We start from the raw sequence: 14435 nt of genomic DNA, 5'->3' as shown, positions 1-14435 counted from the left end.
ACCACATGCGCGCTTTTGTTTATATCATTGTCTTTTTTTCCTTTTTTGATTTATTTTCGCAACTGCCTATTATGAGTCCTTTTGCCCTGTCGTTAGGTGCATCTTCCTTTATGACAGGCTTGGCTGTCGGGATGTATTCATTTTCCAATACAATCGGAAATGTCATTTCGGGTTTCATGACAGACCGTAAAGGACCATTTATCATCTTGCTAATCGGCCTATTTGCTTCAGGCATCTCCCTACTCTTCTATTCTTTCGCAACGGGACCTGTTTCCTTGCTAGGAATCCGGTTCGTCCATGGTTTCATGGAAGGTCTGATAGTCCCTGCTGCTTTTACATTTCTTGCAAATCGTGCCGAAGAGTCTAAAAGAGGTCGTAGCGTAGCAATTTCAGGTGCATTTGTTGGGATGGCAGCAATTATCGGGCCTGCTTATAGCGGGATCGTCGCTTCAAAAACAGGTACTCCTTTCATCATGACAGTGAATGGTGTCATTATGTTCATTCTTGCAATTGCTGCATTTTTCCTGCTGCGTTCTGTTTCATTTAGTAAGAAGCAGAGAACGAAGGATGCGAAACATTTCAGGGTGCGCTATTTGTTCAAGCATCCCGGCATGGTGCGCGCATTTGCAGGCGCGTTTTTCCTTATGTTTTCACAAGGTGTATTAGCTTTAGTTTTACCTTTAAAGGTTGAAGCGCTAGGATTTGATACAAAATCAACAGGTATGCTGCTCAGCACATTTGGCATCGTAGCCATCCTGATTTTCCTACTACCAATTAACCGCATTTTCGACAAAGTACGGCCGATGATAACGTTGGCGTTCGGTATTTCGATGATGGGATTAAGTATGTTATTTCTCAGTCAAGTTACTGAGTTGCAGTTCCTTTACGTGGCAATGGCATTGTATGGCATAGGTTTTGCATTTTTATTCCCTTCCATCAATTCCTTGCTCATCGATTCTTCATCCCCGGAATTCCGCGGAAAGGCTTATGGATATTTTTATGCATTCTTTTCGATTGGAGTTGTAGCCGGCTCCAGTCTTATCGGCTATTTGGATCTGACTTTCAAAGGCGGTTTCATGCTTACAGGCATCATCTTATTAATCGTAGCTATCTATACGGTTTTAGGTATGAAAAAGAGTTTAGCCTTAACAGAATGACTATGACAGTTTAAAGTTATTGCCAAAAAAGCCGGTTCATGATTATAACGATCATTGAACCGGCTTTTCATATTAAGCTCAGCTATTTTGAACAGAAAACGATTTAATTTCCTCTATGAATGCTTCACCGTACCGCTCCAACTTCGCCGCACCGACTCCATTCACTTCCAAAAACGCCTCTTCTGTGATCGGCATTTTCGTCGCCATGTCCCGCAACGTCTTATCTGAAAAGACAACGAATGGCGGCACGCCCGCTTCTTGAGCAAGTTCCATACGAAGAGCACGCAGTTGATTGAATAATGGATCGTCTTTTGCAATCTGTTTCGTTTCGACAGTCCCTTTTCGATACACTTTCACTTTTCCCGTTAAGACATCTTTGCCTTGTTCGGTAACGTAAATGATCGGGAATTGTCCATTTTCTACGCCTAGATAGTTTTCAGATATAATAAATTCGATGAAGTCCGAAACATCTTTCGCATTCCGTTCTTTCATGAGTCCATACGTAGTCAATTTATTGAAGCCGAACTCAAGCACTTTTTTATTTCGCGAGCCAGTGAGCACTTGTGCAATCATCGTTTTGCCAAAACGTTGGCCCATCCGTATAACGCATGACAACACTTTCTGCACATCAACCGTTACTTCAAAACTTTCCCGGGTATCAGTACAGTTTGCGCAACGTCCACAATCCTGCACGTCCGTCTCTCCGAAATACGAAATGATAAACTTTTGAAGACAGGATTCCGTATGGCAGTAGTCAATCATCGATTGCAGCTTTTCAAGTTCGGCTGGAATTCGATTTTGATCTTGCGATTGGTCAATAAGGAACCGCTGCGTAATTACGTCTTGCGAGGAAAATAAAAGAGTGCAATCACTGTCAAGTCCATCCCTGCCAGCACGGCCTGCTTCTTGATAATAGCTTTCCATGTTTTTCGGCATTTGATAATGGATGACGTATCTTATATTACTTTTATCGATGCCCATACCGAATGCATTCGTCGCTACCATAACAGTTGCCTCATCCATGAGGAATCTTTCCTGCTCAGATTGCCTGACGACATCAGATAATCCTGCATGGTATTTTGCAACAGCGACTCCGCTCCTCACGAGCGTTGCATGGATCTGGTCTACCGCTTTACGGGTGGCGGCATAAATGATGCCCGCTTCCCCATCATTCTTTTTAATATAGTCTTTGACGAACTTGTCCCGATCCTGTCCTTTAATAACAGAAAAAGTTAGATTGCTTCTTTCAAAGCCTGTCATAACTGTATTTTCATGTTCGATTTGCAATTGGTCGCAAATATCATCGCGTACAGCTGGTGTCGCGGTTGCCGTCAATGCCAAAACGACCGGCTTTTGATCGAATGAGGATATGACTTTACTCATCATCCGGTAACTCGGCCTGAAATCATGCCCCCATTGCGAAATACAGTGCGCCTCGTCAATCGCAATCATGGGGATTTCCATTTTGTTAATTTGCTGAATGAAAGACGGAGATTCAAAACGTTCCGGAGCAACGTAAAGTAGACGATACATTCCCTCTACTGCATTTTCAACTGTCCCGAAATATTCCTCTGTCGACAAAGTACTATTGATGTATGCCGCGGGAATACCGATTTGATGAAGGGCATCCACTTGATCTTTCATCAATGAAATCAACGGAGATACAACGAGGACAGTGCCTTCCATGACCAATGCTGGAACTTGGTAGCAGATGGATTTTCCTCCGCCGGTCGGCATGACACAAAGTGTATCTTGTCCGTTTAATACATTTCGAATGGCTTTTTCTTGGCCTGTACGGAAGGAAGAAAAGCCAAAGTAGGAAGATAAGACGGAAGTTATTTGTTCGATTAGTATCACCTCTTATAGAAAATCAAAGAAAAAAGCACCCATCCTCCGGCGCTTTTTCCATATCCTTTACTCCAGCAGCATCCGTTCCTCGTCTCGGCTATGTATTTCATTGACAACCAAAAGAGCATAAAACTTTTGTAAAACGGTCGGACTGAGCTTTTCTGTTTTGCGTAGCGTTTCAATGTCTTCTACGATGATCCTAAGGAGATCATGGTCTCTCGTCAACTGGATAATTGCTTCTTCCAATTCCGGATTTTCATTTTTAATTTCTCGGTATAGCCCATCCTCTTCTGCATCGGCATGGCTGATCACTCTTGATTTCCAATAATCGATCAATTCATCGGCCGCACGATCTGCTAAATCCATATCGCCTTTTTGAAGAAAATCAATGAGCAATTCTGTCTTACTTACAGCTCCTGATAGTCCGCCTTCATGGATAGCGCGGTGAGCTTGTAGTTGTTTCAGTGCAGGACCTGACATATGACTCATCCTTTCAATAAAATGCTTTCTTATAGAATAACAGACATTTGGACAAGTCACCAATTGAAAGTATGTAAAAAAGCCCTCAATACGGAAAAACCGTATACGAGAGCTTCATTACAATTAAAACGGAGACGAGAGGATTTGAACCCCCGCGACGCGTGAACGCCCTAGCTGATTTCGAGTCAGCCCCCTTCAGCCTCTTGGGTACGTCTCCAATTAGGACAAATTAAATTATACGCCTGAAAAACGGAGATGTAAAGTTCCTAATTTGACTGTTTACACCTTCGCGATACGGATATTGCTTATCATAGCCAAGCCGAGAATGACCATTAGAATAACGAAAAACGGAGGACCTATATAAGGGCTCAGGAAGTAAGACAACGTCAGCAAGACGCCCGCTGCTGTAATTGGCACACCGTAAAATGCTCCGTCAAACTCCTTGACGTTGTATCGCGCAAGTCGTATTGCCCCAGCAGCGATGTAAAAAACCGTTGCAGCAATGCCAACCCACAGCATAGAGGACAAACTAGTCATATAGATAAGAAGCGCAGGAGCGACTCCAAAAGAAACAATATCGCTTAACGAATCCAGTTCCTTGCCAAATAAAGACTCGGATTGAAAGTGCCGTGCGACCATACCATCGAACCGATCAAAAAGTGCAGCTAGGAAAATGAAAACAAGACTCATATGAGCAAGGTCCCTAGCAACTAGAATAATTGCTATAATTCCGAAACTTAAATTTGTAATTGTTATAGCATTCGCCAATTGGCCCTTTATTTTCGTATAATCTAAGTATCTGGATGAAAACATAATAATACCTCCAGTTTAATTATCTTTCTAACAAATAATTTTAAGACATTGGAGACGGACGTAATGAAAAAAATGATTTTTAACCGATTTGTCGAACTGAGCGGACACCCCGTGTCTGCAACCCTATTAAAAACGATTGCAAGATCGCCTATAAGCCGAAAGCTTATCAAACCATTTGCAAGAACATATCGTATTAACGAGGAAGAAGCCGAATTTCCAATCGATCATTATGAAAGCCTTCAAGCTTATTTTACGCGTAAGTTGAAAAAGGGTTCACGGCCGATTGATACGCGCACCCAAACTTTGATTTCTCCGGTTGACGGCATCGTCACAGAAATGGGGACAATCGATATGGATCAGACGTTTACGATCAAGAACCATCTCTATAGTATAAAACAGATTTTAGGTGATGAAAAGAGAGCAATTCCATATAAAGGTGGATTCTTTTTCGTTTTTTATCTATCACCAAGCCATTATCACCATTTTCACTACCCATTTGACGGGCAGTTGCTATCCCGGTATGCACTAGGGACAACCTCTTTTCCAGTGAACGATCTCGGCTTGCGCCTTGGCAATCAGCCGTTTGCGACGAACTACCGTATCATTTCCGAACTTTCGACAGCAAATGGCAGAATGGCACTAATTAAAGTCGGAGCTTTGAATGTCAATAGTATTCATATATTAGACTCCTCAACTGATTGTAAAAAAGGCGAGGAATTTGGCTATTTCTCATTTGGATCTACTGTCATTTTATTAATAGAGAATAACGGTTCCTTCAACCCTACAGTTACTAAAAACGCCGAAGTGGAAATGGGGCAATCGGTTGGATGTTGGACACTCCCCTCCTAAACCTGTATAAATATCCTTCTTGGAAATTTCAGACCCTTCCATTTTTTCGGTTAAGTATAATGGTATTTATACGATATCAATTATTTATCGATAATCATTATAATTAACTGTAGATTTCCCAGAACACGTGTGTTATATTAAAGAGGAAGTTAGTAGACTATGAATCCAAGGAGGCATTATCAATGACAATCAATGATAATCATTCTCAAAAGAATCTTACAACTGCTGCTGGTGCTCCGGTAGTGGACAACCAAAATTCGATGACAGCAGGCCCTAGAGGACCAGTCCTCTTACAAGATGTATGGCTAATTGAAAAACTAGCACATTTCGATCGTGAAGTTATTCCTGAACGCCGTATGCACGCGAAAGGATCTGCCGCTTATGGAACTTTCACAGTGACAAATGATATTACACAATATACAAGAGCTAAAATCTTCTCTGAAGTTGGCAAAAAGACAGACATGTTTGCCCGTTTTTCAACAGTTGCCGGAGAACGTGGTGCAGCTGATGCTGAACGCGATATTCGCGGTTTTGCCCTTAAATTTTACACAGAAGAAGGTAACTGGGATTTAGTTGGTAATAATACTCCAGTCTTCTTCTTCAGGGATCCGCTTCAATTCCCTGACTTGAACCATGCAGTTAAGAGGGATCCACGCACGAACATGAGAAGCGCAACGAACAACTGGGATTTTTGGACTTCCCTTCCTGAAGCGTTGCACCAAATTACAATCGTTATGAGTGATCGAGGAATTCCGAAGTCTTATCGTCATATGCACGGCTTTGGAAGCCATACGTACAGCATGATCAATGCAGATAATGAACGCGTTTGGGTTAAGTTCCATTTCCGTTCCCAGCAAGGGATTGAGAACTTGACGGACGAGCAAGCTACTGAATTGATCGGTACAGACCGTGAATCACACCAACGCGACCTGTTGGATAACATCGACAATGGCAACTTCCCAAAATGGAAGATGTATATCCAAGTCATGACAGAGGAACAAGCGTTGAATATGCCTTACAATCCATTTGATTTGACAAAAGTATGGTATAAAGGCGACTTCCCTCTTATCGAAGTTGGAGAATTCGAATTGAACCGTAATCCGGAAAACTATTTCGCGGAAGTTGAGCAAGCGGCTTTCACTCCGGCAGCAATCGTTCCAGGAATCGGCTTCTCGCCTGATAAAATGTTGCAAGCGAGATTGTTCTCTTACGGCGATGCTCAACGCTACCGCCTTGGTGTCAACCACCATCAAATTCCGGTCAATGCACCAAAATGTCCGGTCCATAGCTTCCACCGAGATGGCGCAATGCGCGTGGATGGCAACCACGGAAGCAGAACTTCATATGAACCGAACAGCTTCGGCGAATGGAAGCAACAGCCTAATTTCATGGAGCCGCCGCTCAAAATCTATGGCGATGCAGCGCACTGGGATTTCCGTGAAGACGATGACGATTATTTCACACAACCAGGCAAATTATTTAATCTGATGAGTGACGAACAAAAAGAATTGCTATTCGGCAATACTGCCCGCAATCTTGGAGACGCTCCAAATGAAATTAAATACCGCCACGTCCGCCACTGCTACCAAGCAGACCCTGCTTATGGCGAAGGCGTAGCCGCTGCACTAGGCTTCTCGATGGATGACGTTTTAGTGAAAGAGGAAGTTACTAGTAAATAATAAATAAAAAATGCCAACGAAAGAAATTTCTCTTTCGTTGGCATTTTTATTGTCGTAAATCGATATTTATAGATGATCGGAAAATCTTTCTATTGCCCTTTTGAATAAATCTCGCATCCTCTCCATATCCTAACTGATACATTCTAAATGCCAATTATGTCAGGAGTGATACAAATGGAGACGGCTAAGGCGCTTCCGGCTTCGAAAAACCGGTTATTGAATACATGTTTTCTTCTATTTTGCTTATGCATGATTGATGCGATATTTACTGATTTTGGAATCCGATACGGACATATTCAAGAAGCTAACCCTTTCGTTCGTTCTATTTATGACATGAACATCATTGCATTCTATTTGATGAAGGCGAGTCTTCCAATACTGCTATTCATTCTTATGCAATATACAAAACCATCAGCTTTTGTTAGAAATTTACTCATCATCGCACTTATCATCTATACACTCGTCATTCTCATCCATATTTCTTGGATTATCATCGTCCTTGCATTCATTTAGTAGATGGGCTGGCTGTGTTGAACATGTTTGCGACAATCAACCCGGTAATGAGAGCAATGACGCTCATAACAAATGGCGTCCCACTCTCCGGTATTCCCGGGTAAATAACGAAAACAGAACCGATGATCAAGCCAATTATAATAGCGAACATGGCATGGGTGAATCTCTCCAATAAGAAATGAATAGCCCTGCTGCTTACGATAAAACCGACGATGACCCCAGCACCGATGACGATAATAATCGGAATGTTCAACGTTGACAGCGCATTGATGGCTGTCGCGTATACGCCTAATAAAAGTAAAACAAACGATCCGCTTACACCCGGCAAGAGCATCGCCATACTGCCTGCCCAACCAGCCAAAAATAAACCGATTGTATTTTGCATTGTTAATGATGTAATTACGCTCGCATCCGCCGGTTTAATGAAAGCAGTTGAAGCTAACGCTGCGCCGACTACAAGCAATAAGAGAAAATGACCAACCTTAAAATTCTTTCTTACATTCGCCTGTTTTGAAATAAAAGGGATAACGCCGATAATCAATCCTAAAAAGAAAAATTGGGTCGGCTGTGGGTAGTCTTTCAATAGGAAGTCAATGACTCGGCTGAATAGCAATAACGTCAGTCCAATTCCTAAACCTAACGGCAATAAAAAGCCGATATGCTTTTTCCAATCACGGCTGAAAAAGCCGCTAATTGCTACTAATAATCGATCATATATGCCAAGAATGAACGCAATCGTTCCCCCACTCACTCCCGGAATCAAGTCGCTGATTCCCATAAGGAATCCACGATAAATGTTCTTCCATTCCATACTGCAGTTCCTCCAATATCTTTTCAATGATAGTAGTATACCATTTACCTTTTGCCATGAGCCAAATTAAGTCCATTCCAATGGTTTTTTATTCTCCGAAAACTACCTCATATAAATTTCAAATATAAAACACGCTCGGGTGTTGTATTACCACCCGAGCGTGAATTGATTTCTTACATTGCAGCAGTTGCTTCGCTACGCTTATTCTCAATGGCTTCAATCCGTTTGTTGAATTCCTCAACTGTCAAGTTTTGTTCTACAAAATAACGGTTGCGCGGATGTGTCCGACATTCATCCGAACAGCTACGCATATAGAAATGCTCGTTTTCTTCAGAGCATAGAATTTTTTTATTGCATTCAGGGTTTGCACAGTTTACGTAACGTTCACATGGCGTCCCGTCAAAATGATCACGACCGACGATAACATGCTCCACCTGATTCACAGGAACAGCAATCCTTTCATCGAATACATAACATTGACCGTCCCATAGTTGGCCTTTCGCTACCGGGTCTTTTCCATACGTTACGATTCCACCTTCCAAGTGTGCAACGTCTTCAAAACCTTCACGCTTCATCCAGCCTGTGAACTTCTCACATCTAATTCCGCCAGTGCAATACGCAAGAACTTTTTTACCTTCAAATAGTTCTTTATTTTCACGGACCCATTCAGGAAGATCACGGAAATTCTCAATATCCGGACGAATCGCCCCTCTGAAATGTCCAAGGTCATATTCATAATCATTTCTTGTATCAAACACTACAGTGTTTTCATCTTGCATCGCTTTTAAGAATTCTTCAGGCTTCAAATACTGGCCTGTCAATTCCAATGGATTGATGTCATCCTCAAGGCTAAGGTTGACAATTTCTTTACGATGGCGAACGTGCATTTTCTTAAACGCGTGTCCATCTACTTCATCGATCTTGAACCAAAGATCTTTGAAACGCTCATCGCTATGCATCTTCTCCATATAAGCATCCGTCTGTTCTACAGTTCCAGAACAAGTACCGTTGATGCCTTCCTCACCGATTAGAATACGGCCTTTCAATCCAAGTTCCTTACAAAAAGCCAAATGTTCGGCAGCAAATGTTTCTGGGTCTTCAATGTGTACGTATTTATAGTACAACAATACCCGATATGCTCCTGTTTCCATTTCTTCGACCACCTTCTGTTTGTTTTCTTTGCAGTAGAAATAACAGCTTGATCGGTTTAACAATATTCGATTGTAAACACTCAACTGCTCGCCCGTATTTGCAAGATCCGGACCACTTGACAGTATACCATAAATTCATGTTTTGAAAAAGTGGTATGAATTCATTCTTTTTATTCAGTTGTTATTTCATTCGTCCTTTTTTACCCATCCCAAACCTAGGCAAAAGTGTTGTATACTAATAGTATAAAAGAATCGACATTTTTCCTGATTTTCCGAAACTATTTAAAGAGTCGCCCCGTCTAACTTTACAGGTAGATCGAGCAGGAAGTTTGCTAGATTTCTGAATCACTAAAATAGCAAGGGAGCCGCGCAACATGAAAAGAAAGCGTCATAAAGCACGTTCGGTATGGATTGACATCACTTTTTCCGTAGCCATTGTCCTATTGACACTAAGTGCCATTTTTCTTGTTTTCATGACAGAAAATGGCCATACCGCCTCACAGTCCGAGAAGGAAGCAAAGTCCTCCTCCCCACTCGAAACAGAACAAATAGATTCAAATTATCCTGGTATCAAAATCGTAACAAAAACATCAAATGATAAAAATGCTCCTTTTGCTATTCAATATCCGCAAAGTATACATAACAATTTCAATTCGGAAGTCAAAAACTATATTGACGAAGTTCAAGTTAGTTATTTGGAAACGCTGACCGAGAAAAAACAACAGGATAATAAAACGACAGGAGAATTGAACATCTCTTATGAAACGCTGCCACATGCTTCTGGGAACTATTCCTTTGTCCTTGTTACAAGCAGTAGATATAGTGATGCTGACACTGGAAAGACCGAAATCCGCTCATTCCATTTAAATCCGGAAACGGGCGAAAGCTTTACAATTAGGGATCTGTTCGAAGGCGACTCCGATCGTTTACAAAGCCTTTCTTCGTTAGTCCGGGGTGAGATTTTAAAGGATGAATCGTTAAAGGGATATCTTATCCAAAAAGATCTAGAAAGATTTACTGAGCCGCGATGGATGAATTATAGGAACTTTTCCATTACGGACGATGCAATTATCTTCTACTTTGACGAAAACACAATTGCTAATAGCATTGTTGGACCTCCTATCATTGCTGTTTCTATTGATGCAATTAAAGAACTGTTAGCCTCAACGTTTAAGCCCGAAGATAAAGAAGAGGCAGTCGATATCGTTGATAAAGATAAGGAAGAAGTCGATACAGAAGAAAACATTGAAGAAAACTCAAAAGATTCATCTTCCGAAACGGACGCATCTACAGAAAAGGATGAATCCGAAACTTCACAGCCTGAGACAACTGTCCAAAAAAAAGTCGCGTTGACATTTGACGACGGTCCTGATCCAAAAGTGACGAGACAAATTTTGAATACGTTGCAAAAGCATGATGCAAAGGCAACCTTCTTCATGCTCGGAAGCCGTGTCGAATATTATCCTGATATCGTCAATGAAATGATGGAAGCTGGTCATGAATTAGGCAACCATACTTGGACTCATGCCGACTTGACAAAACTAGGTCCTGACCGCATCGCTAAAGAAATCGAAAAGACTTCCGCGATTATAGAAGAAGTGACCGGACAAAAAGTTGAAGCTTTCAGACCTCCCTATGGAGCTGTCAATGATGCCGTCCATAATATGACGGGATTGCCGATCATTTTATGGGATGTCGATACACTCGATTGGAAGTATCGTGACTCCGCAAGGATTCTTCAAGTAGTAAAAGAGAATGTGAAAGATGGAAGCATCATTTTAATGCATGATATTCATCAATCGACTGCTGATGGTCTAGATGCAGTTCTGACATATTTAAGTAATGAGGGCTATGATTTTGTTACCGTTAAAGAGTTAGAGGAAACTTCCTCCTGAACTATTTGTTCAGGGGGTTTTTCCTTTTCAAGGTATATTTTAAGCGCAACTTCTGTTATAATGATATTAGAACAGAATGGAGGGATGAAATGTTCATCCAAATTGAACCAACATCAGAAATACCGATATATACTCAACTTGCAAATCAGTTGATTGAATTGATTGCAACCGGAACATTGAAAGCATCCGAGGTATTGCCTTCCGTCCGGTCTCTCGCAGCAGATCTTGGCGTCAATATGCATACAGTAAACAAAGCCTATCATGAGCTCGAGAAGAAAAACATAATTGAAATCATTCCAAAGTCAGGCGCAGTCATTAATTCAATATCTACAAGCGGACCGAGCGACATGCAATTGGAACTCATTAAACTGCATTTGAAACCGCTCGTTGCAGAATCGATCGTGTATGGCATGAATAAAGAACAGATTTTATCAATTACCTCATCAATCATTTCAGAACTAACGGAGGGATGACAATGGTACTCTCAATATTTTTGGCTATCATTCTATTTTTGACTGTTATGCAGGCGGCGATTCCTTTCCTCCTGAAAAAAACGATCGTCTTCGGAGTGACGATACCTGAAGGTCATACTGATGATACGAGGCTCGCAACCTATAAGAAGACCTATTCGGCAATTATCTTTCTAATAGGCGCAGTCGGTCTTCTTATTCTTCTTTTTTGGGGGCTTGGGAATCAATTAGAAGAGGAACGCGTCGTCTTCATCGGGTTGATCCTCCAGTTCGGAATTCTTCTTATCAGCATGGCTTTGTACTTGTATTTTCACATTAAAACGACGAAAAGAAAGCGTGAGCATAAATGGGGGGAAAACTTGAAAAAGGTGCGAGTAGCTGACTTGACGAGCCGCTCCAATAATGAAATGCTACCCTCTCTCATGTTTGCATTGCCAATACCGATTACACTCGGTTTGATCGGCTATACTGTGACTCAATACGGCGCGATACCGGATCTTATTCCGACCCATTGGGGACCAAATGGGCAACCGGACGCATTCACTGATAAAAACCCTTTTTCCGTCATTGCCCTTCTCATCATTCTTCTTGTCATGCAAGGGATGATGCTAATGATCAATGCATCTACGAAGAAGTCTGGAGTGAAGCTAAACGCGTCGAAGCGGAGTTCTTCGCGTATTCAACAGCTATCGTTTAGGAAGTACACAAGCTGGTTGCTCTTTTTAACGTCAATATCTATGACAATTCTTTTCGGCTTCCTTCAACTGACGACAATTCACGGGAATATAGGCGGCCCATTTCTCATGATGGTAATGCCATTAGGATTCCTTCTCATCATATTGTGCGCAACCGCAGTGTACGCGTTCAAAGTAGGTCAAGGGGGATCCCGTGTTCAACTGGAAATTGACGAGGAACCAGTTCCTGGGGTAACGGACGCTGATGATGACGCCCATTGGAAAGCAGGCGTATTTTATGTAAATAAAAATGACCCTTCCATCTTTGTAGAAAAGAGGTTCGGGGTCGGTTGGACGATGAACTTCGGAAATCCGATCGGATATTTAATTATCATCGCTCCATTGCTCGTCATAATTGCAATTGCATTTTTGTTATAAAGAAAAAACCGGCATATGCCGGTTTCAGACTGGAGACAAAAGGGATGAAAATCAATTCGATCTTCATCCCTTTTGTATTATTAGCGCATTGACACAAAAACGTTAGACTGACGCGACGTTGATTTCCGTTCCGAGCGGACGCTTTCCGGGGGGCTTGCCCTCAGCCTCCTCGTCGCTTTGCTCCTGTGGGGTCTTCACGCTGCGCTGATCCCCCAGGAGTCGCCGCTCTTCACTCCAATTAACTGGATGCCCCCCTTAAGACATCGGCATCGTTCAAGTTATGCTTACAGCCGACGCCCTCCATGTCCAACTGGCCAGCTTCTACAGATTTATGGTAGCAAAAGTAAGAATCGTCTGCATGGACATTTTTTTAATTCCCCTAAGGGTTGTCCATCGCATGCCATGCTTTTCTTTTGCATTAGCAAAGACACGTTCAATCGTCTCTTTGCGTTTTCCGTATATTTCTTTGATTTCATGATTGTGTCGAAAATCCTCAGCAACGTCCAAATAGCCTTGCCAAATATGACGTTGAATCATCGTTTGGTGATTCTTACTCTCTGTACATTGGCTGATCACAGGACATGAGGCGCAAATGGAAGGTGTCGAAGCATACTGATGGTATCCTTCCTTCGTGGTTGTTCGGTATGTAAGAACCTGTTCTTCCGGACAGAGATAGCAATCGAAATGCTCGTCATAGACATACTCATGTTTTCTGTAGAACCCTTCTTTTGTCATTGGTCGTTTGTACGGAAGAGCAGTAAGCATCTGATTTTCTAAAAGGAAACTGGCAATGGCTGGTGTTTTGTAAGTTGCATCAGCGGCAACGACGACTGGACGTCCTACTTGGTCGATGATCTTCTGGACTATTGGTTCAAGCAAATTGCTGTCGTGGACATTCCCTGGCGTGACGATGTTTAAGAGTACAAATCCCTTTTCGTCCGTGGCAGCGTTAAAAGAATAAGCGAACTGCTCTGTCCGTTCATCTTTAACGTAATAACCACTTTCCGGGTCTGTTGTCGACTCCTTAATCTCCTTGTACTCTTCCTTTTTAAACTTTTCCGGCGGGAATGTCTTCTTCCCATTCTTTTCCCGGTCTATGTTGAGCTTCTCTTGGAGCCTCTTCTCATAAGCCCGCGTCTTTTTACGAACAACCTTCTTCTCAAACTTTCTCTTATTCGCACTCGCTTTCGTTTGGGTAGAATCAATAAAGACATGTTCTGGACTGAGAAGTCCACGGTTTGCCACCTCGTTTAGAACTTTATAGAAGATCTGCTCGAACAGATCAGTATCTGCAAATCGACGGACATAGTTCTTCCCAACGTGGAGACGTGCTCATTAATTTGATTCTTCTTCATCATATCCATCACCTCATTCATTTAATGGAAAACACTGTTGATTGGAGCGGAGAGCGGCGACTCCAGCGAACGCCGTTACGAAGAACGGCGTTTGCGAGTAAAAGCGTAGCGTTACGAGCAGGAAGTGAAGGCTGCCTTAATTTCTGCAAAAAACCGCAGATATTAAGGCAAATCGAACTCTGCGTTGTTCGATTGGCTGAAGCCGCGCCCGCGGAACGCGTCCGCTCGCAGTGGAAATCAACATTTCAAACTTTATCTCTATTTAAAAAGAAAAAAGACTGTAGGCAACACCAAAATTCAAG

The 14435-nt window shown here is 42.2% G+C and carries 12 protein-coding genes, 1 tRNA gene and 1 pseudogene; 7 read left to right on the top strand and 7 right to left on the bottom strand.

Going from position 1 to position 14435, the window contains the following annotated elements; genetic code table 11:
- The first annotated feature begins 5 nt into the window (after positions 1-5).
- A complete protein-coding gene (locus AC0L13_RS06740; RefSeq protein ID WP_473645242.1) occupies positions 6-1157 on the top strand; it encodes an MFS transporter in 1152 nt (383 codons plus the stop codon).
- Positions 1158-1235: 78 nt separating this feature from the next.
- On the opposite strand, the gene recQ is transcribed toward AC0L13_RS06740, so the two are convergent.
- The 4 genes from recQ to pssA form a co-directional block, all read right to left on the bottom strand.
- Entirely contained in the window at positions 1236-3014 is a 1779-nt protein-coding gene (gene recQ, locus AC0L13_RS06735) for a DNA helicase RecQ (RefSeq protein ID WP_473645239.1), read from the bottom strand.
- Positions 3015-3071: 57 nt separating this feature from the next.
- Positions 3072-3485: a hemerythrin domain-containing protein gene (locus AC0L13_RS06730; protein ID WP_473645237.1), complete on the bottom strand. Its 414-nt coding sequence runs from the start codon at positions 3483-3485 to the stop codon at positions 3072-3074.
- 129 nt (positions 3486-3614) lie between these two features.
- A tRNA-Ser gene (locus tag AC0L13_RS06725) sits at positions 3615-3702 on the bottom strand.
- A gap of 62 nt (positions 3703-3764) precedes the next feature.
- Positions 3765-4298 (bottom strand): CDP-diacylglycerol--serine O-phosphatidyltransferase, encoded by a 534-nt coding sequence (pssA, locus tag AC0L13_RS06720; RefSeq protein ID WP_473645235.1) that lies wholly within the window; start codon positions 4296-4298, stop codon positions 3765-3767.
- Positions 4299-4361: 63 nt separating this feature from the next.
- Here pssA and AC0L13_RS06715 point away from each other — a divergent pair, with 63 nt between their 5' ends.
- The 3 genes from AC0L13_RS06715 to AC0L13_RS06705 all read left to right on the top strand — a co-directional run bounded on the left by AC0L13_RS06715 (position 4362) and on the right by AC0L13_RS06705 (position 7339).
- Complete coding sequence (locus AC0L13_RS06715; protein ID WP_473645233.1) at positions 4362-5147, top strand: phosphatidylserine decarboxylase; 786 nt, start codon at positions 4362-4364, stop codon at positions 5145-5147.
- Between the two features lie 182 nt (positions 5148-5329).
- Positions 5330-6826 (top strand): catalase, encoded by a 1497-nt coding sequence (locus AC0L13_RS06710; RefSeq protein ID WP_473645231.1) that lies wholly within the window; start codon positions 5330-5332, stop codon positions 6824-6826.
- Between the two features lie 174 nt (positions 6827-7000).
- Positions 7001-7339: a DUF5658 family protein gene (locus tag AC0L13_RS06705; protein WP_473645229.1), complete on the top strand. Its 339-nt coding sequence runs from the start codon at positions 7001-7003 to the stop codon at positions 7337-7339.
- On the opposite strand, the gene AC0L13_RS06700 is transcribed toward AC0L13_RS06705, so the two are convergent.
- Both AC0L13_RS06700 and trhO read right to left on the bottom strand, forming a co-directional pair.
- Positions 7332-8150, bottom strand: a complete 819-nt coding sequence (locus tag AC0L13_RS06700) for a DUF368 domain-containing protein (protein WP_473645227.1) — start codon at positions 8148-8150, stop codon at positions 7332-7334. The genes AC0L13_RS06705 and AC0L13_RS06700 overlap by 8 nt on opposite strands.
- 173 nt (positions 8151-8323) lie before the next feature.
- Positions 8324-9301 (bottom strand): oxygen-dependent tRNA uridine(34) hydroxylase TrhO, encoded by a 978-nt coding sequence (gene trhO, locus AC0L13_RS06695; RefSeq protein WP_473645224.1) that lies wholly within the window; start codon positions 9299-9301, stop codon positions 8324-8326.
- Positions 9302-9675: 374 nt separating this feature from the next.
- Here trhO and AC0L13_RS06690 point away from each other — a divergent pair, with 374 nt between their 5' ends.
- The 3 genes from AC0L13_RS06690 (at position 9676) to AC0L13_RS06680 (ending at position 12778) form a co-directional block, all read left to right on the top strand.
- The gene (locus AC0L13_RS06690) at positions 9676-11196 is read left to right on the top strand and encodes a polysaccharide deacetylase family protein (protein WP_473645222.1); all 1521 of its coding nucleotides are present in this window, start codon (positions 9676-9678) and stop codon (positions 11194-11196) included.
- A gap of 89 nt (positions 11197-11285) precedes the next feature.
- Complete coding sequence (locus tag AC0L13_RS06685) at positions 11286-11669, top strand: GntR family transcriptional regulator (RefSeq protein WP_473645220.1); 384 nt, start codon at positions 11286-11288, stop codon at positions 11667-11669.
- Between the two features lie 2 nt (positions 11670-11671).
- On the top strand, positions 11672-12778 hold the full coding sequence (locus AC0L13_RS06680; protein ID WP_473645218.1) for a DUF1648 domain-containing protein: 1107 nt from the start codon (positions 11672-11674) through the stop codon (positions 12776-12778).
- Positions 12779-13099: 321 nt separating this feature from the next.
- On the opposite strand, the pseudogene AC0L13_RS06675 reads toward AC0L13_RS06680, so the two are convergent.
- A pseudogene (locus AC0L13_RS06675) lies at positions 13100-14095 on the bottom strand (IS1182 family transposase); the annotation flags it as partial.
- Positions 14096-14435 lie beyond the last annotated feature (340 nt).

It is taken from the genome of Sporosarcina sp. QA0331, assembly GCF_055808055.1.
The sequence above is the reverse complement of the archived record's forward strand: the minus strand, read 5'-3'. Positions and strand labels throughout refer to the sequence as shown.

Coding starts and splice junctions, on each gene's coding strand:
- AC0L13_RS06740 (WP_473645242.1), top strand. CDS start 6: ATGCGCGCTTTTGTTTATATCATTGTCTTTTTTTCCTTTTTTGATTTA.
- AC0L13_RS06730 (WP_473645237.1), bottom strand. CDS start 3,485: ATGTCAGGTCCTGCACTGAAACAACTACAAGCTCACCGCGCTATCCAT.
- pssA (WP_473645235.1), bottom strand. CDS start 4,298: ATGTTTTCATCCAGATACTTAGATTATACGAAAATAAAGGGCCAATTG.
- AC0L13_RS06715 (WP_473645233.1), top strand. CDS start 4,362: ATGAAAAAAATGATTTTTAACCGATTTGTCGAACTGAGCGGACACCCC.
- AC0L13_RS06710 (WP_473645231.1), top strand. CDS start 5,330: ATGACAATCAATGATAATCATTCTCAAAAGAATCTTACAACTGCTGCT.
- AC0L13_RS06705 (WP_473645229.1), top strand. CDS start 7,001: ATGGAGACGGCTAAGGCGCTTCCGGCTTCGAAAAACCGGTTATTGAAT.
- AC0L13_RS06700 (WP_473645227.1), bottom strand. CDS start 8,150: ATGGAATGGAAGAACATTTATCGTGGATTCCTTATGGGAATCAGCGAC.
- trhO (WP_473645224.1), bottom strand. CDS start 9,301: ATGGAAACAGGAGCATATCGGGTATTGTTGTACTATAAATACGTACAC.
- AC0L13_RS06690 (WP_473645222.1), top strand. CDS start 9,676: ATGAAAAGAAAGCGTCATAAAGCACGTTCGGTATGGATTGACATCACT.
- AC0L13_RS06685 (WP_473645220.1), top strand. CDS start 11,286: ATGTTCATCCAAATTGAACCAACATCAGAAATACCGATATATACTCAA.
- AC0L13_RS06680 (WP_473645218.1), top strand. CDS start 11,672: ATGGTACTCTCAATATTTTTGGCTATCATTCTATTTTTGACTGTTATG.